24 protein-coding genes are annotated in these 24,348 nt (G+C 55.9%); 7 read left to right on the plus strand and 17 right to left on the minus strand.

Features of this window, described 5'->3' with window-relative positions; all coding sequences use genetic code 11:
• Positions 1–71: 71 nt before the first annotated feature.
• The 3 genes from ACSBLW_RS04105 to guaB are packed head-to-tail and all read right to left on the minus strand — an operon-like array spanning position 72 to position 3,432.
• Positions 72–1,223 (minus strand): RsmB/NOP family class I SAM-dependent RNA methyltransferase, encoded by a 1,152-nt coding sequence (locus ACSBLW_RS04105; protein ID WP_435258966.1) that lies wholly within the window; start codon positions 1,221–1,223, stop codon positions 72–74.
• Positions 1,220–1,984, minus strand: a complete 765-nt coding sequence (locus tag ACSBLW_RS04110) for an MBL fold metallo-hydrolase (protein ID WP_435258967.1) — start codon at positions 1,982–1,984, stop codon at positions 1,220–1,222. Before ACSBLW_RS04110 ends, ACSBLW_RS04105 begins: the two co-directional genes overlap by 4 nt.
• Positions 1,984–3,432 carry an IMP dehydrogenase gene (gene guaB, locus ACSBLW_RS04115; RefSeq protein ID WP_435258968.1) on the minus strand — a complete coding sequence of 483 codons (1,449 nt, stop codon included), beginning with the start codon at positions 3,430–3,432 and terminating at the stop codon, positions 1,984–1,986. Before guaB ends, ACSBLW_RS04110 begins: the two co-directional genes overlap by 1 nt.
• A 140-nt stretch (positions 3,433–3,572) precedes the next feature.
• Between guaB and ACSBLW_RS04120 the strand changes: the two genes are divergently transcribed.
• Entirely contained in the window at positions 3,573–4,274 is a 702-nt protein-coding gene (locus ACSBLW_RS04120) for a type 1 glutamine amidotransferase (protein ID WP_435258969.1), read from the plus strand.
• Positions 4,275–4,340: 66 nt separating this feature from the next.
• Here ACSBLW_RS04120 and hflX read toward each other — a convergent pair whose 3' ends face one another.
• The 10 genes from hflX to dusB all read right to left on the minus strand — a co-directional run bounded on the left by hflX (position 4,341) and on the right by dusB (position 16,676).
• Positions 4,341–5,591 carry a GTPase HflX gene (gene hflX / locus ACSBLW_RS04125; protein ID WP_435260037.1) on the minus strand — a complete coding sequence of 417 codons (1,251 nt, stop codon included), beginning with the start codon at positions 5,589–5,591 and terminating at the stop codon, positions 4,341–4,343.
• Positions 5,592–5,680: 89 nt separating this feature from the next.
• Positions 5,681–5,914 (minus strand): RNA chaperone Hfq, encoded by a 234-nt coding sequence (gene hfq, locus ACSBLW_RS04130; RefSeq protein WP_023664101.1) that lies wholly within the window; start codon positions 5,912–5,914, stop codon positions 5,681–5,683.
• Positions 5,915–6,064: 150 nt separating this feature from the next.
• The gene (locus ACSBLW_RS04135) at positions 6,065–7,588 is read right to left on the minus strand and encodes a TrkH family potassium uptake protein (protein WP_435258970.1); all 1,524 of its coding nucleotides are present in this window, start codon (positions 7,586–7,588) and stop codon (positions 6,065–6,067) included.
• Positions 7,588–8,964, minus strand: coding sequence for a Trk system potassium transporter TrkA (trkA, locus tag ACSBLW_RS04140; RefSeq protein ID WP_435258971.1), 1,377 nt, complete (start codon positions 8,962–8,964; stop codon positions 7,588–7,590). Before trkA ends, ACSBLW_RS04135 begins: the two co-directional genes overlap by 1 nt.
• 90 nt (positions 8,965–9,054) lie before the next feature.
• Positions 9,055–9,417 carry a hypothetical protein gene (locus ACSBLW_RS04145; protein WP_435258972.1) on the minus strand — a complete coding sequence of 121 codons (363 nt, stop codon included), beginning with the start codon at positions 9,415–9,417 and terminating at the stop codon, positions 9,055–9,057.
• Positions 9,418–9,439: 22 nt separating this feature from the next.
• Positions 9,440–10,849, minus strand: coding sequence for a sigma-54-dependent transcriptional regulator (locus ACSBLW_RS04150; RefSeq protein WP_435258973.1), 1,410 nt, complete (start codon positions 10,847–10,849; stop codon positions 9,440–9,442).
• Position 10,850: 1 nt separating this feature from the next.
• A complete protein-coding gene (locus tag ACSBLW_RS04155; protein WP_435260038.1) occupies positions 10,851–13,055 on the minus strand; it encodes an ATP-binding protein in 2,205 nt (734 codons plus the stop codon).
• 167 nt (positions 13,056–13,222) lie between these two features.
• On the minus strand, positions 13,223–14,590 hold the full coding sequence (locus tag ACSBLW_RS04160) for a response regulator (RefSeq protein WP_435258974.1): 1,368 nt from the start codon (positions 14,588–14,590) through the stop codon (positions 13,223–13,225).
• Positions 14,590–15,687 carry a two-component system sensor histidine kinase NtrB gene (locus ACSBLW_RS04165; RefSeq protein ID WP_435258975.1) on the minus strand — a complete coding sequence of 366 codons (1,098 nt, stop codon included), beginning with the start codon at positions 15,685–15,687 and terminating at the stop codon, positions 14,590–14,592. Before ACSBLW_RS04165 ends, ACSBLW_RS04160 begins: the two co-directional genes overlap by 1 nt.
• Positions 15,684–16,676, minus strand: coding sequence for a tRNA dihydrouridine synthase DusB (gene dusB / locus ACSBLW_RS04170; RefSeq protein WP_435258976.1), 993 nt, complete (start codon positions 16,674–16,676; stop codon positions 15,684–15,686). The genes ACSBLW_RS04165 and dusB overlap by 4 nt, the downstream gene beginning before the upstream one ends.
• 180 nt (positions 16,677–16,856) lie before the next feature.
• Here dusB and ACSBLW_RS04175 point away from each other — a divergent pair, with 180 nt between their 5' ends.
• From ACSBLW_RS04175 to ACSBLW_RS04190, 4 genes are all read left to right on the plus strand, one after another.
• Entirely contained in the window at positions 16,857–17,978 is a 1,122-nt protein-coding gene (locus ACSBLW_RS04175) for a bifunctional 2-C-methyl-D-erythritol 4-phosphate cytidylyltransferase/2-C-methyl-D-erythritol 2,4-cyclodiphosphate synthase (RefSeq protein ID WP_435258977.1), read from the plus strand.
• The gene (locus ACSBLW_RS04180) at positions 17,975–18,469 is read left to right on the plus strand and encodes a phosphatidylglycerophosphatase A family protein (protein WP_435258978.1); all 495 of its coding nucleotides are present in this window, start codon (positions 17,975–17,977) and stop codon (positions 18,467–18,469) included. Before ACSBLW_RS04175 ends, ACSBLW_RS04180 begins: the two co-directional genes overlap by 4 nt.
• Positions 18,466–18,936, plus strand: coding sequence for a CinA family protein (locus tag ACSBLW_RS04185; protein WP_435258979.1), 471 nt, complete (start codon positions 18,466–18,468; stop codon positions 18,934–18,936). Before ACSBLW_RS04180 ends, ACSBLW_RS04185 begins: the two co-directional genes overlap by 4 nt.
• A gap of 163 nt (positions 18,937–19,099) precedes the next feature.
• Positions 19,100–20,278, plus strand: a complete 1,179-nt coding sequence (locus tag ACSBLW_RS04190) for an ammonium transporter (RefSeq protein ID WP_435258980.1) — start codon at positions 19,100–19,102, stop codon at positions 20,276–20,278.
• Positions 20,279–20,298: 20 nt separating this feature from the next.
• On the opposite strand, the gene ACSBLW_RS04195 is transcribed toward ACSBLW_RS04190, so the two are convergent.
• The 3 genes from ACSBLW_RS04195 to hpt form a co-directional block, all read right to left on the minus strand.
• Positions 20,299–21,102, minus strand: a complete 804-nt coding sequence (locus ACSBLW_RS04195) for a c-type cytochrome (RefSeq protein WP_435258981.1) — start codon at positions 21,100–21,102, stop codon at positions 20,299–20,301.
• A 162-nt stretch (positions 21,103–21,264) separates the two neighbouring features.
• Positions 21,265–21,432, minus strand: a complete 168-nt coding sequence (locus ACSBLW_RS04200) for a hypothetical protein (protein WP_435258982.1) — start codon at positions 21,430–21,432, stop codon at positions 21,265–21,267.
• Positions 21,429–21,980 carry a hypoxanthine phosphoribosyltransferase gene (gene hpt / locus ACSBLW_RS04205; protein WP_435258983.1) on the minus strand — a complete coding sequence of 184 codons (552 nt, stop codon included), beginning with the start codon at positions 21,978–21,980 and terminating at the stop codon, positions 21,429–21,431. The genes ACSBLW_RS04200 and hpt overlap by 4 nt, the downstream gene beginning before the upstream one ends.
• A 64-nt stretch (positions 21,981–22,044) precedes the next feature.
• Here hpt and ACSBLW_RS04210 point away from each other — a divergent pair, with 64 nt between their 5' ends.
• The gene (locus ACSBLW_RS04210) at positions 22,045–22,500 is read left to right on the plus strand and encodes a type II toxin-antitoxin system RatA family toxin (protein WP_435258984.1); all 456 of its coding nucleotides are present in this window, start codon (positions 22,045–22,047) and stop codon (positions 22,498–22,500) included.
• A 61-nt stretch (positions 22,501–22,561) separates the two neighbouring features.
• On the opposite strand, the gene lipA is transcribed toward ACSBLW_RS04210, so the two are convergent.
• The gene (gene lipA, locus ACSBLW_RS04215; protein ID WP_435260039.1) at positions 22,562–23,497 is read right to left on the minus strand and encodes a lipoyl synthase; all 936 of its coding nucleotides are present in this window, start codon (positions 23,495–23,497) and stop codon (positions 22,562–22,564) included.
• A gap of 122 nt (positions 23,498–23,619) precedes the next feature.
• Here lipA and ACSBLW_RS04220 point away from each other — a divergent pair, with 122 nt between their 5' ends.
• Entirely contained in the window at positions 23,620–24,318 is a 699-nt protein-coding gene (locus ACSBLW_RS04220) for an MIP family channel protein (protein WP_435258985.1), read from the plus strand.
• The last annotated feature ends 30 nt before the right edge of the window (positions 24,319–24,348 follow it).

Consider the following 24,348-nt stretch of genomic DNA (forward strand, 5'->3'; position numbering starts at 1 on the left):
GAACCAGAACACTCCGAATCCGTTAACGGCGGATTAAGATAAACACAACTTATAGTTGTTATTTACGGCGATTAGCCCTGCGTCAAGTAGGCGACGAAAAAGCCGTCGCCCCCATCGAGCGGTGTAAACTGGCGCTGGGCAACAAGGCGCCACTGTGGGGATCGTTCGAGGAAGTCCCTGATTTGCAGAGAATTTTCTTCTGAGAGGACAGAGCATGTTGCATAGGCCAGCGTTCCCCCGCGACTGACCATTGCCGAGATACGATCAAGAATTCCGGCTTGAACGGTCAGCAAGTCGCTAAAGGTCTTTTCATTCAACGACCATTTGCCCTGCGGATCACGTCGCCAGCTGCCCGAGCCCGAACAGGGAACGTCTGCCAGAACAAGGTCGTAAGGCGCGTTTCTTTCCGGGGTTTCGGTCAGGGTCACCTTGATCCCTGCACGTTTGGCGCGTTCGGGAAGGTCTTTCATGCGCCGGGGCGAAATGTCATGCGCGAACAGCCCCAGTTTCGCCCTTGCGGCCATCGCCAAGGTCTTGCCGCCCCCACCCGCGCAGTGGTCAAGCACCTTCATTCCATCTTTCAGGGGCAGCATTTCGATCACGGCCTGAGAGGCCGCATCCTGCAATTCGACCTGCCCTGACAGATAAGCGCGGCAGTTCTGAATTTTCCGCTGACCAGACGTGACTTCCAACGCTGAACTCGCCAAGGGATGTGGGACGGCCACGATCTGATCTTCGGCCAAGGAACGTATAGCCTGATCCGGGCGGCAGCGGCCCAGGTTCACCCGCAGAAAGACAGGTGCCCTTTGCTGCAAACTTTGCGCAATGGCAAAGGCCTGTTCGCCAAGGGAGGCCTGGAATTTTGGGATTAGCCAGTCCGGCAGATCCCACTCCTCAACGTCATCGGGTTCGCGCCCGGCGTCGGATGGTCCGACCGGCGCAGGGGCATAGCCTTCGCCAGTGAAAATATCTTTACCATCCTGCCCAGCGGCCCGAAGCCCGCCCAGAATGAGATGGCGACCCGTTTCCCCTCCCCCAAGTGCTGCAAAGCTTCGGCGGCACCGCAAGGCGTCATAGACGAGGTCGCGCACGGCAGCGCGATCGCCAGACCCCGCAAATCGGCTGGAGCGCCCCCAGGCAGTCAGAACATGTTCTGCCGATTGACCGGCCAGGATCTTGTCTAGCACGTCAATGGCGGCAGAGATACGAGCGGCAGGCGTCATAGTGCCAACGCCTTGTACCCTTTGTTTGTCGGCTGAAGCTTCAGAAATGGAGAACCGTCAACCCGAGCCTGGAAATGACCGCCACAGGTCACGAGACCGTCTTTTGCGATTTGTTCCAAAGCGGCGAGGCGCGTGTTGGTTGCCAACTCGCGATTGACGTCAAATTTGGTGGCAATCAAGGGATCGGGAAGTTGAATATCGGCGCGGTGCAGGACATCGCCGATAACCGCAATTTTCCCGTCTATCACATAACCTGCATGGCCCGGCGTGTGGCCGGGAAGAGACCAAAGACGCAGGCCAGGCAGCGGGCGTTCCCCGTCTTTCAGGGGATGCAGGTTTGTCGCATTGGCCAAGAACCGTGCGGAAGGGTGATTTTGGGTTGGCCAATAGGCGATTTCATCAGCAGCCGCAAAAACCGTGGCATTGGCAAAATCCAAGGACAACAAGCCACCGCAATGATCGCCATGCATATGAGTCATCAGAACAGCATCAATGTCATCCGGCGTGACACCATTCGATGCAAGCGCCGCTTTCAGCCCGCCACCTTTGTCGCCGTAGAGATCACCAGACCCCGTGTCGATCAGAACCGGGGCTAAACCTTGCCGTTGGAGAAGATAGCAATGAACCGGAAGCTCAACCACTTCCGGAATCTCTGCCCCTCGCGGATCAGGAAAGAAGTCCCGGCCAAAGCTGACCTTACCGTCCAGAAGCCGGGTCAGGCTTCCGTCCTGCCAAGTCAGCTTGTCGCCCAGGACCTTCATCAACCCACCCGGTAGTTCGGGCTTTCGCGGGTGATCTGAACGTCGTGGACGTGGCTTTCCTTGAGGCCCGCACCTGTGATGCGCACGAAAGAGCAATTCTTCCGCATCTCGGCAACAGTGCGATTACCAGTATAGCCCATGGCCGCACGAAGACCGCCGACCATCTGGTGCAGAACGGTTGCAGCCGTTCCCTTGTAGGGGACCTGACCTTCAATGCCTTCTGGCACCAGCTTGTCGCTGGCAGCATCCTTTTGGAAGTAGCGGTCGGCCGAGCCGCGCGCCATGGCGCCCAAGCTGCCCATGCCGCGATAGGCCTTAAAGCTGCGGCCGTTCCACAAGATCACTTCGCCGGGCGACTCATCGGTTCCGGCAATGGCCGAACCGACCATCGCACAGGAGGCACCCGCAGCGATCGCCTTGGCGAAATCGCCCGAGAATTTGATGCCGCCATCGGCAATCACCGGTGTGTCGCCGGCTGCGCTTGCCGCGTCCATAATGGCGGTAAGTTGGGGCACGCCCACGCCTGCAACGATGCGGGTCGTGCAGATTGAACCCGGCCCGATACCAACCTTGACCGCGTCTGCCCCTGCCCCAATGAGGGCGCGGGTCGCCTCGGCTGTGGCGACGTTTCCGGCCACGACCTGAACCGTGTTCGACAGTTTCTTGATGCGCTCAACGGCTTTGGCGACGCCTTCGCTGTGTCCATGGGCGGTGTCGATCACCACCATGTCGACGCCTGCCTCGATCAGGGCCTGACTGCGTTCAAAGCCGGCGTCACCGACCGTCGAGGCCGCTGCGACCCGCAGACGGCCAAGCTCGTCCTTGCAGGCCTGAGGATTAAGAACGGCTTTTTCGGTGTCTTTCAGCGTCAGAAGACCGGTCAGTTTGCCACCGCCATCCGTTACCAACAGCTTTTCGATCCGGCGCGCCTTCATCAGGCTGATCGCCTGCTCCCGGTCAACCGGTTCACGCAGGATCGCAAGATTGTCGGACGTCATCATCACGCTGACCGGAGTCCGATCATCGCTGGCAAAACGCATGTCGCGGTTTGTCACGATGCCAACAACACGACCTTGGGCGTCAACCACCGGAAAGCCAGTTATATTATAGCGTTCCATCAACTCTTTGGCGTCAGCCAGCGTCTGATCCGGACGCAAGGTGATGGGGGAATAGACAACACCCGACTCGAACCGCTTTACTCGGCGCACTTCTCGCGCCTGTTCTTCGGTGCTCAGGTTACGGTGAATCACACCGATGCCTCCGGCCTGCGCCATGGCGATTGCCATCCGCGCTTCGGTGACCGTGTCCATCGCGCTGGATAGCAGCGGGATGTTCATACGGATCGCCCTGGTAACGAAGGTTGATGTATCTGCGTCCGAGGGCAGCACTGAGGATGCGGCCGGAACCAGCAGAACGTCGTCAAAGGTAAGTGCCTCGCGAATCTCCATGGGAGCCTCCGGTGGAGTGATCGTTTGGCGGTTCCCTGTTTCATGGCCTGCGGGGGGATGCAAGCACAAATGGCGACAAGGACTTGAACGAAGCGTTGCGCCGTGCATCTTTGGCCCATCTAAAAACCGGAGCCCTGAAGATGCGCGTGGCCATTGTCGAAAACACCCGGATCACACATCACGGGCAAGTTGGGGTGGCTTTACACGAAGCCGGGGCGCGTATCAGCCAATATCGCCCATGGAAGGATGGGCAGCTTCCTGAACCGGACGATTACGACGCTTTGGTTGTCTTCGGGGGCGAGCAGGCTGCAACGGACGACCACACACATCCCTATCTGCCGCATTTGGCCGCCCTGATGCGTGTGATGACCGAAAAAGACAAAGCGGTTCTTGGTATTTGCCTTGGAAGCCAAATTCTAGCGCGTGGATATGGCGCCGCCAATATTCTGGGGGCCGCGCGAGAGTTCGGCTGGTGCAAGGTGGCCTTGTCAGACGCCGCCGCCGATGATCCTGTCCTCGGCGCACTTCCTCGGGAATTCCCGATTTTTCAGTGGCATTCAGACACCTTTTCCCTGCCCGAAGGTGCAACGCACCTGGCCCGGTCCAACGTCGCCACAGTGCAAGCCTTTCGGTTGGGACGCGCTACCTATGGGACGCAATTTCACTTCGAGGCGAACCGGGCCGTTGTAACGGATTGGAGCCACGAATTCCCGCAGATTATCCATTCTATGGACCCAGACTGGCTCGCTAGCCGCGAGGAACTGTCAAGACGGGACGGCGAACAGGCGGACCAGTCCGGCCTGAAAATGGCTCGTGCCTGGGTCGCCTTGATCATGCCCTAACGCTGCGGCGAGGTGCAAAATTCTTCCAAGAATTTTGGCCCTTCCCAGTGAGGGAAGCCAACACGCTCACAGATCTCGGAAACGCTTTTCCTGCCGCGCCGTCCAACGAACCTTCACGACCCAACCTGTCTCTGACTCGGATTCTGACTGCACCACATCATGTTCGTGCAGCCAAGCGTGCTTACGGCCATCGCTGAAGGCCAATTCCACGGTCCGCTCGGTCTTTTCTTCGTCAAAGACCGAATTGGCGCGCTCTAGCAGATGTTCGACACCTTCCCCCGTCAATGCCGAGACGGCAATGACTTCTGGGCGCTGGGCGGCCTGGACCAAGAGCGCTTCGCGCGCGGCACCGTCTACAAGGTCAAGCTTGTTCCATATCTCAAGTTGCGGCGTTGCCTTGTTGACCCCAAGGGATGCAAGAATCTCGGCCACATCCGCGGCTTGTTCTGCCGATTCAGGGTGCGCGATATCGCGCACATGTAAGATGAGGTCAGCCGACAAGACCTCTTCAAGGGTGGCACGGAAAGCGGCAACCAACTGGGTTGGCAAATCAGAAATGAAGCCCACTGTGTCAGACAGAATGATTTTCCGCCCCGACGGCAAGACCACCCCACGCATGGTCGGATCAAGGGTCGCAAAAAGCATGTCTTTTGCCAGAACTTCGGCGCCTGTCATGCGGTTGAAAAGCGTCGATTTACCCGCGTTCGTATAGCCCACCAGCGCAACAATTGGGAAAGGAACCTTTTTGCGGGCTGCCCGATGCAATTCGCGGGTTTTCACCACCTTTGCCAATTGCCGTTTCAGCCGCAGAACCTGATCGTCGATTGCCCGCCTGTCGGCTTCGATCTGTGTTTCACCCGGACCACCAACAAAGCCAAATCCCCCACGCTGGCGTTCAAGGTGGGTCCAGGCCCGAACCAGACGCGTTCGTTGATAGGAAAGTGCGGCCATCTCGACTTGAAGGACGCCTTCTCTGGTCCTTGCCCGGTCAGAAAAGATCTCCAGAATGAGACCGGTACGGTCCAACAGCTTAACGCCCCATTCCTTTTCCAGATTGCGCTGCTGAACGGGCGTTACCGGACCATCGACAAGGACAAGCCCCACACGAAGTGCCTTGAACTTCTCTTTCAGTTCCTCAACCTTGCCAGAGCCAAACAGCATACCGGGATGGACTTTTGGCAGGCGGACCACCTCGGCGCCAACCACATCCATTGCCGGCAGGGCTGCCGCAAGGCTGACAGCTTCGGCAAGACCGTGTTCCGGCAGACGCCGACCTTGTTGCGATTTGATGTCAGGGTGCAAGACGAAAGCCCGCATCGCGGGCCCTTCGCTCTCATAGGCATCAAGACCAGTTGAGTCATCGTGACCCAACCAATCTTCATCCTCGTCCTCGGGAAGATCAGGTATCAGTCTTCACCCTCATAAAGATTGATCGGCGCACCCGGCATGATCGTTGAGATCGCATGCTTGTAGACAAGTTGCGACTGGCCATCCCGACGCAAAAGTACGCAAAAGTTGTCGAACCAGGTGATCACGCCCTGTAGCTTCACACCGTTGATCAAGAAAATAGTTACCGGAACCTTTGCTTTGCGAACGTGATTGAGAAAAGCATCCTGCAAATTTTGTTTATCGCCGGCCATTTTGTCTTTGCCTTTTTTTCTTGCGCGTTTAATCCCTGTCCCTCGGCTTTGGCCCACCGCTGGCGCATTAATGGCAAGTATGGTGCGGGACGCGAAGAGATTCCAGCCCCAAAAACAGCCCTTTATAGATTGTTAAGACGGCTTGAGCGATTAATGGCGCCAACTGGATGGCGCCATAAGTGCCAAAATCGCAAGCGTTTCCAATCGCCCAAGAATCATTACCGCTGCGAGGACGACCTTCGCCTCGGAACTTAGATCGACGTATTGGATGGGATTGCTTGCCGCGAGGTCAGCCAATTGCCCGGTGGTGGTTAATGCAGCCAAGGTTAAAACAAGGGCTCCTTCGAAATCCAACCCAAGGAGCGAGAGAACCGCCATCGTCACAGCGATGGAAAGTGCAAACAGCATGAAGAACAGCCAAGCAAAATAAGCGCCCTGTCGGCGCAACTGGCGGGCTTGCCCACCGCCGCCACCAACAGATGAGGGATGAATCAGCTTCTCGAGTTCGCGTTCCCCATGCCGTGCTAATACGTAAACGCGTAATAGTTTTACCCCGCCGGCTGTTGTGGCAACCCCACCGCCGAACATTGCAAGACCTGCAAGGATCAAACCGGGATTTGAAAGGCCAGACCAACTACGAGCCGCATCCCATTCTCCCGATTCAAACCCGGTCGTTGTCAGAAAACTCATGACGGTAAAAAGACTGCCCCACAGGCCACGCAGTGCTGCGGACCAATCTTGCTCTGCCATGACCTCCAACGAACCGATCCAGTGGCGCAAAAACAGGATCGACGTGACACCGACAATCAGAACAACCGCCAACCTGATTTCAGGATCTTGTCGAAGCGGCACATTCGCCGCAACCAAGGTCGTTTCCGGTAAGAACCTTCGTGAAATGGCAAGACCGAGGAAGACAAAAATAAAAGCCTCCCCCAGCAAGCCAGAGTTCAAGACCGTCAGATCACCGCCTGTGCCGATGCCAGAGGTGGACAGGGTCGCCATTGCATGAATGAGGGCGGTCAGATTGACTTCGCCCGCGATCATAAGAAGCAGCCAAAGCGCCAGAGTCAGACCGAAATAGACCGGGAAGAGACCGACGGTGTACTTCAGAAAGCGTTGCGAAGGATCGGCGATGCGGGTGATCTGGGTCAGACCATCGCTTCCGCGTCCGGGCGTGCGTCCGGACAATACCTCTACGCCCCCCAAATTCATGGGGGCAAGGATGGCCGTTGCAGTGACAAGAATGAAAAGCCCACCCATCCAACCGACCAAGGCGCGCCATAAATGCACGGTTGTCGGCAAGCGCCCAGACACATCATACACCGTGGCGCCGGTTGTTGTGAAACTCGACACCATCTCGAACCACGCGTTCACAAAGCTGGTATCTGGCATGACCTGAGTGATGGGCAGAGTGAAGATCACAGGTATCAGGGCATAAGCGCCAACGAGAGAGGCGAGCTGGCTTCGGGCGATATTCTGTGGGCGCCAAGAGGCTGTCGCAATCGCAACCATCAACGTCAGGATCAGCACGAGTATCCCGGAATAGAAGAATGCCTGTGCCATCTGGTGCTGGCGCGTCAGGGACGCATGTGCCGCCGGGACAAACATCGAAAGCCCAGCCAACCCTGATAGAGTAACCAACAATGGCGTGGTCAGAAGGCGATCCCGCAACATCAGAAGAAGTCGATGGATACCTGCAGCAGGCGCTCCACCTCTCTTACGTCGGAGGACAGGGCAAAGAGCCCCACATAGTCGCCAGCCTCCAGCCTAAGGTCGCCCGTCGGCTTCACAACCTTGTCGCCCTTCATGACAGCCCCCACCAGAACGCCTTCTGGGAATTCGATTTCCTTGATCTGACGGCCAGCCATCGGGCTGGTCGAGAGGATCTGGGCTTCAATCACTTCGGCCTCGGCATCGCCAATTGAGTAAATCTGGCGCACACGCCCGTGCCGAATATGGCGAAGGATCGACGAAACGGTCGTGGCACGTGGGTTGATGTAGGCATCAATATCCAAGGGGCCCATCAGGGGCGCAAGCGTCGGGTCGTTTACCAACGCAATAGACATATGGCAACCAGCCTGCTTTGCACGAACAGCGACAAGAAGGTTCGTCTTGTCATCATCCGTTACGGCCAGAACCGCATCTGCCCTGTCAATTGCGGCTTCGGTCAGCATGTCCATATCCATGCCATCACCGTGCAAAACGATCGTACGTTCCAGACTGTCAGCAGCACGTTCCGCGACCGGTCGGGCCTTTTCGATGATCTTTGCGCGCACACGATCGGTTCGGGCCTCTAGGGCGCGGGCAACACCCAGACCAACGTTCCCGCCCCCTATGATTACAATGCGCTCCTGCTTCTTTGTCTTTTTTCCAAAGATTTCGAGCGAGCGGTTCACATCTTCCGAATGACTGAAGACATAGATCTGATCCCCTGCAAAAAGCTGGTCGCCCGGCTCTGGCGCGAAAAGGCGTTCTTCCCTGCGAACTCCCACCACTATGGCGCGCAGGCTTGGGAACAGTTCGTTCAACTGCCGCAAAGGCGTGTTCAACACCGGGCAGTCCTCGTCCAAGGCCATGCCAAGTAGTTGTGCGCGCCCTAGCATGAAGCTTTCGGTATCGAAAGTCGACGGTGCCGCAAGCCGCTGCAAGGCCGCTTCAGCTACTTCACGTTCGGGACTGATCACCACATCTATCGGCAAATGGTCACGCCGATAGAGATCCGAGTAAATGGCGTCGAGATAGCTTTGCGCCCTCAGACGCGCGATTTTTCGAGGAACGGAAAAAACCGAATGAGCCACTTGGCAAGTAACCATGTTCACTTCATCGGAATGGGTCGCGGCAATGATCAAATCGGCGTCACGAGCGCCCGCCTTGTCCAGCACATCGGGATATGAGGCAAAGCCAACGATCCCTTGTACATCCAAGGTATCCGTCGCCCGGCGAACCAAGTCAGGGTTGAAATCGACAACCGTTACGTCGTTTCTTTCACTGGAAAGCTGCCGGGCAATTTGCCAGCCAACCTGGCCGGCACCGCAAATTATGACCTTCATATTCGCCCCATAGGTCGCGCGGACAGGGTCATATCCGCCGGGATTGCTCTTGCATCGCAGAAGCGGTGATCCGGGTCAATGGCAGAGACTTCACTTCCGAAGCTTTAAAGTCTCGCTGCCAATTCCCGCCTCACCCTCAATGCGCCACGTCCCTTGCAGAACACCTTCGGCCGTTGCGCGGTACAGACCAAACCAGTGCCCGCCGACCACCGAACTGGCGCTAAGGACATCGCCATCGATCAAACAAAACCCGGGAATGACATCGGGTGCTGTGCCCAGATCAAATTTACACACACCGTCAGGAGAAACGGAGATATTGACCACGTCTTGATATTGGCTTGTCCCGTCATTCTCGATCCCGTCAACGTCATAGATGCCCGGGCCGATAGACTGCGCGCCAGCTGACAGGGCGAAAAAATGCACCCCTACAGAAAATAAAATCAATAATTTCATTGGTGTAATACCTTAATGTGCCTTATTCGTCATCATCGTCCACATCGTCAAAGTGAGCCGATCTTCCACCGCTTTTATTTGTCGTCACGACGCCCAGTGACTTCAGTTTACGATGCAGCGCACTGCGCTCCATGCCAACAAAATTTGCCGTACGGCTGATATTTCCTCCAAACCGGTTGATTTGCGTCAGAAGGTATTCGCGCTCAAAGACTTCTCGCGCCTCGCGCAACGGAAGAGTTGCCATCGCCCCACCGAGCACAAGGCGACCAGATGCATCCGAAGCAGCCTCTTGGCCCGGAAGTTCAGTGGCTTCAATCGGGCCAGTTCCATCGCCAAGGATCAACACGCGTTCAATGACATTTCGTAACTGACGGACGTTCCCGGGCCAAGCCGTGGTCTGCAAGAGGGCCTCTGCCTCGCCGGTCAGCTTTCGCAACGGCAAGCCTTGGCTTTTATTGAACATCTCGATGAAATGTCGGGTCAGTTCCGGAATATCCTCACGACGTTCCTCCAGACTCGGCACCTGAATTGGTACAACATTCAAACGATCATAAAGTTCTTGCCTGAACCGACCGGCTGCGATCTCTGACCGCAAATCGCGGGTCGTCGAAGAAATCACGCGCAAGTCGACGCGCACCTTGTCAGAACCACCAACCCGCATGAATTGCTGTTCGACAAGTACCCTCAGGATTTTTGACTGAGTAACCAGGGGCATATCGGCAACTTCGTCAAAATAGACAACGCCCCCATGCGCTTGCTCCAGCAGGCCCTTTTCAACACCACGTTCGGCTGTTTCGCGCCCGAATAGTACCTCTTCCATCCGATCCGGTTCAATGGTCGCAGATGAAACCGAAACGAAGGGGGCTGATGCGCGGTTCGAATTGCTGTGAATGAACCGCGCAGCCACTTCTTTCCCACTGCCCGATGGCCCAGTCAGCATGACCCGGCCATTGGACTTCGTGACTTTTTCAAGTTGTGCCTTCAGAGCGCGGAATGCCGGGCTTTGACCAAGCATCTCGGCGCTTGTGACATCGCGACGCCGCAAGTCCTGATTTTCGCGGCGAAGACGGCTCGTCTCCATCGCGCGGCTTACAACGACCATCAGCTGATCAATATTGAAGGGCTTTTCAATGAAGTCGTAAGCCCCTTGCTTGATCGCCGCGACAGCGATTTCAATGTTGCCGTGGCCGGAGATGATCACCACCGGAATGTCAGGATTGTCCCGCTTGACGGTCTTCAGAATGTCGATGCCATCCATCCGGCTATCCTTTAGCCAGATATCAAGGATCATCAGGCTTGGCGGATCGCTATTGATCTCGGACATGGCTTCATCGGAGTTCGATGCAAGCCGGACCGTGAAGCCCTCATCCCGCAGGATATCCCCGATCAACTCGCGGATGTCTTTTTCATCGTCAACAATAAGAATACTCAACTCAACCTCCCTGCCCTGCAGCGGTCACATTCCTCGCCCTTTTCCGGACCAGTCGCGGCAACCTGATTTCGGCCATCGCGCCGGCATGGGCGTTTCCTTCGAAAACGGGCGCATCCAACAGAAATAACTGCCCGCCATGTTCTTCTATGATCTTCTTGACGATCGGCAGCCCCAATCCAGTGCCTTTTTCCCGCGTCGTCACATAGGGTTCAAAAAGCCGTGCCCGATCGGGGGGAAGCCCAATTCCGTTATCCATGATCCGGATTATGGCTTCTGCGTCATCAGCCTCCATCGTGATCCTGATCTCTGGCACATGCCCTCTGGGTTCACCCTTTTCCATCAAAGATTCAATGGCTTCCCCTGCATTCTTGATAAGATTGGTGAAAGCCTGCGAAATCATTGTCGCATCCAAGTCCATTACGACAGGATAAATGGGGATCGACACATCGAAGCGCACGTCGGGCTGACCGCTTTCTTGAAGCGTGATCGCATCCTTTAAAAGGGCTGTCAGATCATTCTCTCGCCGATCAGGTTCTGGCATTCGGGCAAACTTTGAGAACTCGTCCACGATGCGCCGCAAATCGTTTGTCTGTCGCACAATGACGTCGGTGTATTGCTCGAGATCATCAGGTTCGGCGACCTGTGTCCGGAACTTCCGCTTTATGCGTTCTGCAGAAAGTGCAATGGGCGTCAATGGGTTCTTGATCTCATGCGCAATGCGCCGTGCCACATCGCCCCAAGCTGCCATACGCTGGGCACTGACTAGTTCTGTGACGTCGTCGAAAGCCACGACATAGCCTTCAAGCCTTCCATTGTCGTTGCGGCGGACACTCATCCGCACCAAAAGGCTTTCCAGCTTGCCCTTGCGTGTCAGCCGTACTTCTTCCTGAACGGCATTGGCACTTCCGTCCCTCAGTCTATCGAAAACCGCCTCAAACTCGGGAACGGCCGCGCCAAGGGCGACATCCGGCGTTTCGTCCGAAATATCGAGCAATCTCTCGGCAGCTCGGTTGACGAAATCCACCCTGCCTTCTGAATTCAGACCGATGACGCCTGCCGTTACGTTTGACAAAACGGAATCAAAAAGCCGCCGCCGGCGTTCGGTTTGGCGGTGTCCTTCCATCAAAGCTTCACGCTGTCCTTTCAACTGCCGGGTCATCTGGTTGAAAAGGCGCCCCAGCATCGCGATCTCATCATCTCCGGGTTCTTCAATAACCCGGACGTCCAGATCGCCCCCGCCAACCCTTTGGGCGGCCCCGGCCAATCGGCCAACCGGACGGCTTAGTCGCTCGGCAAACCAAAGCCCAAGCCAGACGGCGGCCAATATAAGGATGATGGCAAAACCGAGATAAATCAGGCCGAAATTGAACAACACCCGCCCGCGCTCGGATTCGAGCTGATTGTAAAGCCGTACGGTTTCCTGCGTCTCATCCAATAAGGACAAAAGCTGACCATCAACCTCACGGCTCACGTAAAGATATCGGTCGGCAAAGGCTTCTAGGTGTACCAGCGCGCGGAATTCATTATTTGACCAATCTTCAATGACCTGCGGACCTTCTTCAGCAGCGGCCTGCAGGGTCGCCATCGGAGGCTGTTCAAAGTCGAACAGGTAGGACCGTTCCCCACGGGTCTTAAGTTTGCCGGCGCCATCAATCAAAAACGCTTCCTTCAGACCGCGCTGCACGGCAGCCTGACCCTGCGTCAGCAAGGGACGCAACTGATCATCCGCCAGGAAGAAGGTCGATTGCTTGGCGACATTCAAGTAGGCCGCGAGTGCGACGGCATCTGCAATCAGATCATCGCGGCTTTGCGTTTCGTAGGCCTGAGCTGCCGAAAGAGACGTGCCGACGACAGAACGCACGCGATCAGAAAACCAGCCCTCTAGCCCGATATTGACTGTCAACACGGCAAAAATGGCGACAAGTACGGTTGGAACTAAAGCGACGAGGGCGAACACACCCGACAGACGCAAATGAAGCCGCGATCCGGCAGACTTGCTTCGCCTGTCGGCAATCAGCTTTGCCACGCGCGCTACAACCAATGCAGCAATACTGAGGATGTAAACAAGGTCCGCGAGCAAAACGATCCGCAGCAAGGGGCTCGTCGCGCCCTGACTGAACGGACCAAGCGCCAGAAATGTGCCAACCGCCAGCAGCGGACCAAGAAAGACCAGCCCGAAGGTCGTGGCGGTCTGCACCCGGCGCATACGACGAATGCGCGACAGCCTTTCCCAAGCCGCGCCCCCTGCCGTCTTGCTCAACGTGCGCTGCACCCTAACACTTTCCCTGATGTCGGCACCAATTCGTGCCCAAACCGCCACATGCCGTGTCCGATTCACCATGAGGCGAACCGGACACGGCCAATGTTGCGGTTTTACATCAGTTTGCGACGCCGTGTCACGCGGATATCGAGTTCAGTGATTTTTTTACGCAAGGTATTGCGGTTGATCCCCAAAAGGTCCGCACATTTTGCCTGATTTCCTGCAGTGGCATCCAAAGCGATTTCGATCAGAGGCATTTCTACCTCTCGCAAAATTCGCTGATAAACGCCGGCTGGGGGCAACTGTCCGCCATGCAAATCGAAATAGCGCTTCAAATGTCGGGCCACGCTCGCCGAAAGCTTTTCGTTCTCGCCGCCGCCCTTAAGCGGCTCCATCGCGGGCTGATTCCCCAGGACGGCCTCAACTTCGGATTTCGCGATTTCAACCTCGGTCGCCGTCACCATCAAACGTCGCAGCGTATTCTCAAGCTGACGTACGTTTCCCGGCCAACTGAAATTTCGCACCAATTCGCGCGCATCATTTGACAAGCGACGCAAGTTGCCGAAATCCCGTTCACCACGGGCCAGGAAATGGTCAGCAAGCAAGGGAATGTCGTCCACCCTCTCCCGCAGGCTTGGAACATGCAGCGTCACACCTGAAAGGCGATAGTATAAATCTTGTCGGAAAAGGCCTGCTTCCATGCGCGAGGACAAATCGACCTGACTTGTCGCCATAATTCTTGGTGCTGTGTCGGACATCATATCCATCATCCGCACAATGCGCGCTTGGGTGTCCTCGTCGTAGTCTGCCACCTCGTCAAAGACTAGGCTGCCGCCTTTAACCCGCGACAAAAGCTGCGAAGGCCCATCTACGCCTTGCAGATCGCTTGCCTGAGCCACCACGAACGGCAGGGTTCTACGATCTGAAAAATCATGAATTGCACGGGCAATCAGGCTTTTTCCTGTTCCGCTTTCCCCCGTAATCAGCACAGCGAGATCAGTATTCATCACGCGCGCCACAAGCCGGTAAAGAGCTTGCATTGCCGGCGTACGACCCACCAACGGCAAGTCTTCCCCCGCCTCGCGGATGGGCTGTGGAGCTGTTTTTGGCATGCGCCGTTTTTGTTCCAGCGCCTTGGCTGACCGCTTCATCAAGTCCGGTAAGTCAAACGGTTTTGGCAGGTAATCAAAAGCCTCTGCTTCTGCTGCCTGAATGGCGGTCATAATCGTGTTCTGCGCCGAGATTACGATTACCGGAAGACCGGGACGCATCTTCCCGATACGCGGAAGTGCGTCCAAGCCGTTCCCGTCAGGCATGATCACGTCAGAGATTATTAGGTCGCCTTTTCCTTCCTCTACCCACCGCATCAAGGTCATCAGGCTGGAAGTAGCATGAACCTTACAGCCGGCGCGCGTCAGGGCTTGCGTCAGAACCGTCCGGATTGTCCGATCGTCATCTGCCACCAATACCGTACCATCCATCAGTCAGCCTCCATGCTCTTCGGTGCCACCGGAAGAGATACCCGGAACACAGTGCGCCCTGGCACCGAGTCCACCTGTATCCACCCTTCGTGGTCAGATATGATTTTTGAAACGAGGGCGAGTCCAAGCCCAGTTCCGTTTTCTCGGCCGGAAACAAAGGGCTCGAAGATATCTGCTGCGATTTCCGGTGCGATCCCCGGGCCATCGTCAATAATTTCAACGTTCAAGGGAAGAACAGACGGCTTTCCCAATTTCCGACGAAGCCGCAACGAAAGGTCATAGAATGTGCGCAGACGAATTGTTGTACCCGTGGTCTTACAGGCTTCGGCCGCATTCTTGATAAGGTTCAGGAAGACCTGCATCAATTGATCAGGATCCGCATAGGTCGGCGGAAGTGACGGATCGTAATCCTCGATGATCTGCATATGGGCGGCAAATCCAACCATCGCCGACTTTCTGGCACGGTCCAATGCGTCATGGATATTGACCGCACGCCTTTCCGGGGGGCGGACATTGCCGAATTGTTCAACTTGTTCAAGCAGTTTCACAATTCGACGGGTTTCCTCCACGATCAGATCGGTCAGTTCCCGATCCTCGGCATTTAGACCCATCGACAAAAGTTGCGCGGCACCGGAAATTCCAGCCAAGGGGTTCTTGATCTCGTGCGCCAACATTTCGGCCATGCCGATGGCCGATTTTGCAGCTGACTTGACGCTCATCGAACGGCCTAGTCGGTCTGCAATGTCTCGGGGGCTGATCAACACCATCAGGAAGTCGGCATTGTCGTTCATCGGTGCGATTTGAAGATTGCATTGCACCGGGGCGCGCTCGCCAGTCGTCACATCCACGTCGTTGATAAAGATAGGCGACTGGTTCTTTCGCGCCCGGGAGAAAGCTTCTTCCATCGGCGCATCAATCACTAACCGATCCAGAACCGGCTGCCCCATCAAAGCACGGCTGGAAAGGTTAAGGAAAATTTCGCCCGCCGGATTGACCTCTGCGACCCGACCGTCCAAGCCAACCAGCAATGCCGGTATTGGCAGGCTCGCCCAAATGACGCCGGGAACAGGGTATGGCTGGCGGTAGACGGGGGTCATGCAGCAGCCCGCCCCGGTTGCGAGAAGCTTGCACGGATCAGACGAACAACCTCAGCAGGGCTTTCGGATGTCAGTATCTCGTGACGGTAAACAAGCGCACCAGCCTCCTTAAGATACCACGATAGATGCTTGCGCGCCGTCTTCACCCCAAGTCCAATTCCGTAGAACGACAGTTGGGACTCGTAATGCGCGATGATCAGATCGGCCAATTCGTAACCGTTGGGAATTTTCGGCGCAGCAGTGCCATAGATATCATGGGCGATCTGCGCGAGCCGCCAAGGTGCACCTTGTGCACCGCGGCCAATCATCACCCCGTCTGCACCTGACTGCTGCAATGCTTCTTTCGCAGTTTTCGTATCAACAATGTCTCCATTGGCGATGACAGGAATTGAAACGGCTTCCTTGACTGCCCGAATGGCAGCCCAGTTCGCGTGACCCTTATAAAATTGGACGCGCGTTCGGCCATGAATTGTGACCATTTGAATGCCAGCCGCCTCAGCACGCCGTGCAAGTTCTGGAGCATTCAAATTGTTGTCGTCCCAACCTAGCCGTGTCTTAAGTGTCACCGGGATTTTTACCGCCCCCACGACTGCCTCGATCAGGGCAATTGCCAGATCCGGCTCTCGCATCAGCGCAGATCCACACGCGCCATTCCCACCCGCTGCCGTCACGCGTTTGGCCGGGCAGCCCATATTGATGTCGATGACGCGAGCGCCCTGCCCTTCAGCATAACGCGCAGCTTCCGCCATTGCGCTTGGTTCACGACCTGCAAGTTGTACACTGGTTGTCGCTTCCCCAAAACCCAACTCGGCCTTGGCGCGCGCTTGCGGCTTGGCATTGATGACGTCGTGGCTCGCAATCATCTCGGATACTACCAGACCCGCGCCGAAGCCCGACACGACACGGCGAAACGGCAGGTCTGTAATCCCCGCCAGCGGTGCCAACAATACCGGCGGATCAATAGAAAGCGAGTCGAGTACGATGGCCAATTGCCTAATCCTTGTGCGCACAGTGTTCAGCTAATCCCGTCGACGCGGAATAACAAACTCCCAAGCGTGTTGAAACGTCTGAAAAACAAGCATAGCCTATTTTTTGTGCATACCTGCTGATTTCCTACCCAAGTTGCGCAAACGCAAAGGCTGATCTAAGCAAGGCGCAGGAGCATCGAAATGACATCAGCCGCCATCATTGTAGCTGCAGGACGGGGCACTCGTGCCGGTGGGGATCTGCCGAAACAGTGGCAACTCTTGGCCGGCGAACCGGTCTTGACGCATACGATTGAAGCGTTGCGTCCTTTTGTTGACATGGTTGTTTTGGCCATTCATCCCGATGATCGGGAAAAAGCTGCCCACTATGCTTTGCCTATGGTCGACGGCGGATCAACGCGAATGCAATCCGTTCGAAATGCCCTAGAATGGCTATCGGATAAGGGAATCGACAACGTCCTTATCCATGACGGCGCAAGGCCTACGGTGCCCGGCCACATTGTTCGGTCTGTCCTGAAAGCATTGGAAACGTCGCCGGGCGCTGCACCCGCCTTGGCGGTCACCGATGCACTTTGGCGCGGAACTTCAGTTGTGGAAGGCACTGCTGATCGAACCGGACTATGGCGGGCACAAACCCCTCAAGGATTTCATTTCGACGCCATTCTCAAGGCACATCGTAGTGCACAGCAGGATGCGGCAGATGACGTCGAACTTGCCCGGGCTGCAGGATACACAGTGGCCATCGTGCCCGGGGACGAAGACAATCTAAAGGTAACCTTTCCAGGTGATTTCCAAAGAGCAGAAGCAATATTGAAAGGACGGCGCATGGATATCCGTGTGGGTAACGGCTTTGACGTTCACGCCTTCACCGAAGGGCAAGGGGTCTGGCTGTGCGGCGTAAGGGTTCCACACACAAAGGCTTTGCTTGGCCATTCAGACGCTGATGTTGGCATGCATGCGCTGACGGATGCGATCTATGGCGCCCTGGCCGAGGGGGACATCGGGGTCCACTTCCCACCCAGCGATCCGCAATGGAAAGGGGCCGAAAGCCAGATCTTTCTTCGCCACGCGATGCAACGGGTTCAGGAACGCGGCTTTTCGCTGTCAAACTGCGATGTTACCTTGATCTGCGAACGACCGAAGGTTGGCCCGCATCAAGGGGAAATGCGGGCGGCACTGGCAGAAATCATGAGGGTCGAAATCGAACGCATAAGCGTAAAGGCGACCACGTCCGAAAAGCTTGGCTTCACAGGCCGCGAAGAGGGCATCGCAGCCTTGGCAACCGCAACTCTGGTGAAAAAATGATCAGAGCAATCACCACCTTTTTCTACGTGGGCCACTTACGACCAGCGCCCGGCACCTACGGAAGCCTTGTTGCTTTGGCCTTGGGCGTGCTCATTGATGGATATTTGGGTTTCCCCGCTCTCTTGGGGGCAACTCTTGCTGTCACGTGGCTTGGGTTTTGGGCTTGCGCCAAAGACCTGAAAGACAGGCCCGAAGAAGACCCTTCTGAAATCGTCATTGACGAAGTGGCAGGTCAATGGCTTGCACTGCTCTTTCCGGCGGCTGCGTTCTTTTTTGGTCCCGGCAAAGAAGGCTTCCTGCCTTGGCCGGCATGGGTCGGGGCGTTCCTTCTGTTCCGCTTGTTCGACATCTGGAAACCGTCTCTTGTGGGCAAGGCAGACGCGCGACATGACCCGGTTGGCGTAATGCTGGACGACCTTTGGGCCGGCGTTTTTGCCGGGATCAGTGCTATTGTCCTTGGCGTTCTATGGCACTTGGTTCTGTTCTCATGACTGACGCAGCCGCGGTTCTGGAACTGGCTCGACGCAAAGGCTGGAAAATTGTTACGGCAGAAAGTTGCACAGGCGGGCTCATCTCAGCGGCATTGACCGATATTCCGGGTTCATCCGATGTGGTCGACAGAGGGTTTGTGACCTATTCGAATGACGCCAAGGTCGCGATGCTCGGCATTCTTCCTCAAACACTCGTCAATCACGGGGCGGTTAGTGAGGAAATCGCAAGAGAAATGGCCGTTGGGGCCCTTATCCGCTCGAAAGCCAATGTCAGCGTCGCCGTCACAGGAATCGCAGGTCCGGGCGGATCGGAATTCAAGCCCGAAGGACGGGTCTGTTTCGGGGTGGCGACCGTGGATCAGTGCAGGACAGAAACAGTCGAGTTTGGCGCCATTGGGCGTCGAATGGTGCGCGCCGCAACCGTTGAACATGCGCTGAATCTTTTGGCAAACGCGCTGCAGTCATAATCTTTTTTCTGCACCAATGTGGGCAGATGCAATCCATTTTCGCCCATTTATTGGACAATAATGAAACGGCGCGCAAAATAAGCACGTTTATCTTTGCCGCCCCTTTCTTGTGCAAAGGTTTCACGTTTTCTGCCCGCACTTGGATTTCCACAGGGGGGAAGAAATGAACGGGGCAGACACCGCCTTTATCATCACAGCGACGGCACTTGTCTTGTTCATGACCCTGCCGGGGCTCGCACTCTTTTATGGTGGCTTGGTTCGTGCGCGGAACGTGCTTTCGGTGTTCATGCACTGCTTCGCCATCGCATGCGTGATGTCGATTCTTTGGCTGGTTGCCGGGTATTCGATCGCGTTCGGTGGCGCCGGTCCGTGGTTTGGCGGTTTCGAAAAGGCATTCTTGTCCGGGGTCACCGTTGACAGCCTGATTGGCACACTGCCAGAGGTCTTGTTCTTTGCCTTTCAGATGACCTTTGCGATCATCACACCAGCCCTGATCGTAGGCGCCTATGTAGAACGTGTGGGCTTTGGCTTTGTTCTGCTGTTTTCAGGCCTGTGGATGCTCGCCGTCTATGCTCCCGTCGTTCATTGGATCTGGGGCGGTGGCGCGATGGCCGATGGCGGTATCTTTGGTGATGTAGGAACCCGCGATTTTGCAGGTGGTATCGTTGTGCACGAAACCGCTGGCCTTGCTGCGCTTCTTATTGCCTATGTTCTGGGCCCGCGAAAGCATCGCACAACGCCCCCCCACCAGCCCGGGATGGTTATGGTTGGCGCAGCAATGCTCTGGGTCGGTTGGTTCGGCTTTAACGGTGGTTCGGCCTTGGCGGCGAACGGTCATGCTGCAATGGCGCTGACTGTGACGCACCTATCTGCAGCAGCAGCGTCATTAAGCTGGATCCTTTGGGAGCGCATTAAATTCGGACGCGCCTCGCTTGTTGGTCTGGTGACCGGTACGATTGCTGGTTTGGCGTCTATCACGCCTGCTTCCGGCTTTGTTGGTCCAGGCGCGGCGCTTTTGATCGGTGGTGTCGCTGGCATTCTTTGCCAAGAAGCGGTCAACCTTGTTCGAAACCGTCTGCGCATCGACGATACACTCGATGTCTTCGCAGTTCATGGAGTCGGCGGGATCTTTGGCACAATCATGATTGCTGCCTTTGGTCATGGCACTTGGATCGCACAGTTGGGCGCGCTCGCAATCGTTGGCGTCTTCACTCTGGTGGTGACTTTTGTGCTGATCAAGCTGGTGTCATTGGTCACGCCCCTACGAGTGGACATCGAGACCGAAACCAATGGCCTTGACCTCTCGGTTCATGGCGAACGCGCTTACGAACTGAACTCCTGATCCCCTGACTGCCGTCAGCCCTATTCGGCTGGCGGCACTTTTTTCAGGTAAGAAGCAATGGCGCGGCGATCCTCCTCGGGCAGCCGCGCCATGTTATCAACTACATGGGCCATATGCCCCCCTACCGAGTCAAATTCGGGCGTAAAGCCGCTGGTCAGATATTCAACGATTTCTTCTTCCGTCCATGTTAGCTTTGCTGGCGTGATATTCGGGATCTTTCCCTTTCCGTCCGGCGTCACAGAACCAGCCAGCCAACGCGATGTATCAAGCCCGCCCAGAGCATCTCGCGGTGTGTGGCATTCCCCGCAATGAGCTAAGGCCTCGGCTATGTATCTTCCGCGTATTTCGGCCTCTGTCAGGTCACCATCAATGACAAAATCCGGCCGCATATTCAGAAATTTCCATCCCCCCAACATACGTCGGATATTGAACGGAAAACCAACATCGTGTGCCTTACTGGGGGTGGGGTCAGCTGGAAGTGTTCGCAAATAGGCCGCTAGATCGACCAAATCCTGAGGAGCCATGCGTTCATAGGACCAATAGGGTAGCGCCGGGAAATAATGTGATCCTTCAGGCGATACACCCTTCATGATTGCATTTGCCAGGTCCAGATCCGACCATCCCCCAATTCCCGCATCCATATCTGGCGAAATATTTGGTGCGTAGAATGTGCCGAACTGCGTAGCGAAAGCTTGTCCACCAAGCAAATTGCGCTGATCTTCCCCCTTGGAGTCAGGTGCCATATGGCAACTCGCGCATCCTGCGGCGGTGAAAACAACCTCGCCTCGCCCCTCGTCGCCAGACAGACCATCCAGGGCGGTCAACGGTAGAGCGCGAGGCATTGTTATCTGCCAAAAAACTGCCGCGCCAAGAAATCCAGCCGATAAAGCCAGGAAAGCAATTCGCCGCATGATCAACACTCCCTCAAATGTCGACATACTAACGTCTTATCGTTTCAAGGATAGCCCGGTGTTCTTGGCCATCGGTCAGCGCCTTACAGGTTCGACCGTCAAAAAATCCGGCCACCCCCAGAAATACTCGATCGTGTACAAAGCAAAGCAGGCTGCGACCACGGCTACAACCAACTTGACCTGTTTCCATGACGGCGGATGGCGCGCCCATTTCGCCATCCGAACAAGCCAGCCAAGGTTCATTCCGAAGCCTCATCCGCAAAGCGTACTTTGCCGATATACGGTAGGTTCCGATTTCTTTGGGCGAAATCAATGCCGTAGCCCACGACAAATTCGTCCGGAATTTCAAAACCAGTCCAGTCGGCCTTGATCGGCACTTCTCGACGCGAAGGCTTGTCCAGCAAAGCGCAGACTTTCAATCGGGCTGGGTTACGGGATTCAAGAAGGTGCAGAACATGACTCAGCGTGAAACCGGTGTCCACGATGTCTTCGACAACCAAAACATCCCGACCAGCAATCTCTCCCCGCAAATCCTTGAGTATACGGACCTCGCGGCTTGAATGCATGGCGTCTCCATAGCTTGAGGCCTCCAGAAAATCGACCTCAACCGGCAAATCAATCTCTCGAACCAGGTCTGCAATGAAGACAAAAGACCCTCGCAGAAGACCGACGACCACCAATTTATCCGTGCCAGAGAAATGTTTCGTAATTCCAGCAGCCAGATTTTCTACGCGGGCCGCAATGGCCTTGGCACTGATCATCTGATCTATCACATAGGGGCGTTGTGGCATGGCGACCTCTTGATTTTCCGTTCGTTCTTAACCAATACACCGCTCCAAGTCATGGAAATTGGTGATGCCAACCCACTCGGAAAAGCGCTTCCTGCCCTATAGCCCGCAAGAAATGTATGATCTTGTGGCAGATGTTGGGTCTTATCCGAAGTTCCTTCCCTGGAACTCGGCCGCACGGATCAGGTCGCGTCAGGCTGGCCCCGACGGATCAGAGGTGATGGAGGCAGATCTTGTGATCAGCTTCAAAGTGTTCCGTGAACGGTTTGGAAGCCGTGTCACGCTTTTGCCTGCCTTGATGAAGATCGACACCGAGTATTTGGACGGGCCGTTCAAATACATGAAATCCTACTGGCAGTTTCACGATGCGCCAGGAGGATGTGAGGTAGAGTTCTTCGTTGACTTCGAATTTCGGAACGCGATCCTTCAGGGCATCATAGGCGTCGTGTTCAATGATGCCATGCAGCGCGTCGTCCGGGCTTTTGAACGACGTGCTGCTGATCTCTATGGGCGTAGGGCGTAGGCGTTTGGCGCAATGCGAAAGCGCCTTACTGAACGCTCCACTGTTCCGAAGCGCAAAGGATCTAAGCTCTACCCAGCTTTGCCATCCGCGCAGCACGAAGCCGTTCGAAATCGTCGCCCGCGTGATAAGAGGACCGCGTCAACGGCGTTGCAGAGACCATCAGGAAGCCTTTGCCGTAGGCGGCCGTCTCATAACCTTTGAACTCTTCCGGCGTTACGAAACGATCTACGCGGTGGTGCTTTGGCGTAGGCTGCAAATATTGACCGATCGTCAGGAAATCAACGTCAGCACTCCGCATATCATCCATAACCTGAAGCACTCCGGGACGATCCTCGCCCAAGCCCACCATGATGCCGGATTTTGTGAAAATTGTCGGATCCAACTCTTTCACGCGCTGCAGCAGGCGCAGCGAATGGAAATACCGCGCACCTGGTCGCACCTCTAGATAAAGGCCCGGAACCGTTTCAAGATTGTGGTTGAACACATCTGGCTTGGCTTCAACAACCTTTGCCAAAACATCATCCGAACATTTGAGGAAGTCAGGCGTCAGGATTTCAATTGTCGTGGCAGGGCTGCGATGCCGAATAGCCCGGATCGTCTGGGCGAAATGTTCTGCACCACCGTCTTCCAGATCGTCGCGATCGACACTGGTGATCACCACGTGTTTCAAACCAAGTTCAGAGACTGCGTGAGCCACTTTGCCCGGTTCAAATGCATCCAAGGCTTGCGGCTTTCCCGTGGCCACATTGCAGAAGGTACAGCCGCGGGTACAAATCTCGCCCATGATCATCATCGTGGCGTGCCCTTGGCTCCAGCATTCCCCTACATTCGGGCAGCCAGCTTCTTCGCACACGGTCACAAGCTTCTTCGACTTCAGAATTTCCCGTGTCTTCTTGTAACCCTCGGATGTCGGAGCCTTGACGCGAATCCAGTCTGGCTTTTTCGGCTGAGCATTGTCTGGCCGATGCGCCTTTTCCGGGTGACGTTGGTCGGGCATTTTGAGATCGCGCAAGAGTTTTTCCCCCTGACAGGCCTATGCCCGTGGCGATACGCCAAAAAGGCCCACAACGCAACGGATGCGACCATGCATCTGCGTCGCAGGGCTATGTAGCAAGTGCAATGATAAGCGAGTGTAAGATGCAAAAGAAGATGATCGCCGAAGCGTTGGGGACCCTGATCCTTGTCCTCTTTGGATGTGGATCAGCGGTTCTCATGGGAAGCCAAATCGGATTGATGGGTATCTCGCTTGCATTCGGGCTGGCAATTGTAGCTGCGGCTTACGGGCTCGGCGCCATTTCTGGCGCGCATTTGAACCCCGCAGTCAGCCTTGGAATGGTGGCCGCAGGTCGCATGAGCCCCGGCGAATGCGCGATCTATGCCGTAGCGCAATTCACCGGTGCCACTATCGGAGCCGGCATTCTGCTACTAATCGCAAGTGGCAAGGCGGACTACAGCCTTGCATCACAGGGCTTGGGGCAGAACGGCTATGGACCAGGCTACTTGGGTGAATATTCTCTTGTGGCGGCTGTCATTTTTGAGATCGTGATGACGTTTATTTTTGTCACGGTCATTCTGGGCGTCACCACCAGCAAGGCAAACGCAAATGTCGCCGGGCTTGCGATTGGTCTCACTCTTGCCGCTATTCATCTAGTCGGAATTACCGTGACTGGAGTCTCCGTAAACCCGGCACGATCTTTTGGGCCAGCCCTCTTTGTTGGAGGAAAGGCGCTGACCGATCTTTGGCTGTTCTTCGTGGCTCCGTTGGCGGGCGGAGTCCTTGCTGGGCTCGTCTGGAAGAAGGGCGTAACCCGCGCTTGACGGGCTATGCAAGACCGGCATGTTCCCGCT

It is taken from the genome of Thioclava sp. FR2 (assembly GCF_051200875.1).
Classification (GTDB): domain Bacteria; phylum Pseudomonadota; class Alphaproteobacteria; order Rhodobacterales; family Rhodobacteraceae; genus Pseudotabrizicola.

What these genes read in the sequence shown, in the direction of transcription:
- ACSBLW_RS04105 (WP_435258966.1), bottom strand. Translation starts at nt 1,223, where the DNA reads ATGACGCCTGCCGCTCGTATCTCTGCCGCCATTGACGTGCTAGACAAG.
- ACSBLW_RS04110 (WP_435258967.1), bottom strand. Translation starts at nt 1,984, where the DNA reads ATGAAGGTCCTGGGCGACAAGCTGACTTGGCAGGACGGAAGCCTGACC.
- guaB (WP_435258968.1), bottom strand. Translation starts at nt 3,432, where the DNA reads ATGGAGATTCGCGAGGCACTTACCTTTGACGACGTTCTGCTGGTTCCG.
- ACSBLW_RS04120 (WP_435258969.1), top strand. Translation starts at nt 3,573, where the DNA reads ATGCGCGTGGCCATTGTCGAAAACACCCGGATCACACATCACGGGCAA.
- hflX (WP_435260037.1), bottom strand. Translation starts at nt 5,591, where the DNA reads ATGCGGGCTTTCGTCTTGCACCCTGACATCAAATCGCAACAAGGTCGG.
- hfq (WP_023664101.1), bottom strand. Translation starts at nt 5,914, where the DNA reads ATGGCCGGCGATAAACAAAATTTGCAGGATGCTTTTCTCAATCACGTT.
- ACSBLW_RS04135 (WP_435258970.1), bottom strand. Translation starts at nt 7,588, where the DNA reads ATGTTGCGGGATCGCCTTCTGACCACGCCATTGTTGGTTACTCTATCA.
- trkA (WP_435258971.1), bottom strand. Translation starts at nt 8,964, where the DNA reads ATGAAGGTCATAATTTGCGGTGCCGGCCAGGTTGGCTGGCAAATTGCC.
- ACSBLW_RS04145 (WP_435258972.1), bottom strand. Translation starts at nt 9,417, where the DNA reads ATGAAATTATTGATTTTATTTTCTGTAGGGGTGCATTTTTTCGCCCTG.
- ACSBLW_RS04155 (WP_435260038.1), bottom strand. Translation starts at nt 13,055, where the DNA reads ATGCGCCGGGTGCAGACCGCCACGACCTTCGGGCTGGTCTTTCTTGGT.
- ACSBLW_RS04160 (WP_435258974.1), bottom strand. Translation starts at nt 14,590, where the DNA reads ATGGATGGTACGGTATTGGTGGCAGATGACGATCGGACAATCCGGACG.
- ACSBLW_RS04165 (WP_435258975.1), bottom strand. Translation starts at nt 15,687, where the DNA reads ATGACCCCCGTCTACCGCCAGCCATACCCTGTTCCCGGCGTCATTTGG.
- ACSBLW_RS04175 (WP_435258977.1), top strand. Translation starts at nt 16,857, where the DNA reads ATGACATCAGCCGCCATCATTGTAGCTGCAGGACGGGGCACTCGTGCC.
- ACSBLW_RS04180 (WP_435258978.1), top strand. Translation starts at nt 17,975, where the DNA reads ATGATCAGAGCAATCACCACCTTTTTCTACGTGGGCCACTTACGACCA.
- ACSBLW_RS04185 (WP_435258979.1), top strand. Translation starts at nt 18,466, where the DNA reads ATGACTGACGCAGCCGCGGTTCTGGAACTGGCTCGACGCAAAGGCTGG.
- ACSBLW_RS04190 (WP_435258980.1), top strand. Translation starts at nt 19,100, where the DNA reads ATGAACGGGGCAGACACCGCCTTTATCATCACAGCGACGGCACTTGTC.
- ACSBLW_RS04200 (WP_435258982.1), bottom strand. Translation starts at nt 21,432, where the DNA reads ATGAACCTTGGCTGGCTTGTTCGGATGGCGAAATGGGCGCGCCATCCG.
- hpt (WP_435258983.1), bottom strand. Translation starts at nt 21,980, where the DNA reads ATGCCACAACGCCCCTATGTGATAGATCAGATGATCAGTGCCAAGGCC.
- ACSBLW_RS04210 (WP_435258984.1), top strand. Translation starts at nt 22,045, where the DNA reads ATGCCAACCCACTCGGAAAAGCGCTTCCTGCCCTATAGCCCGCAAGAA.
- lipA (WP_435260039.1), bottom strand. Translation starts at nt 23,497, where the DNA reads ATGCCCGACCAACGTCACCCGGAAAAGGCGCATCGGCCAGACAATGCT.
- ACSBLW_RS04220 (WP_435258985.1), top strand. Translation starts at nt 23,620, where the DNA reads ATGATAAGCGAGTGTAAGATGCAAAAGAAGATGATCGCCGAAGCGTTG.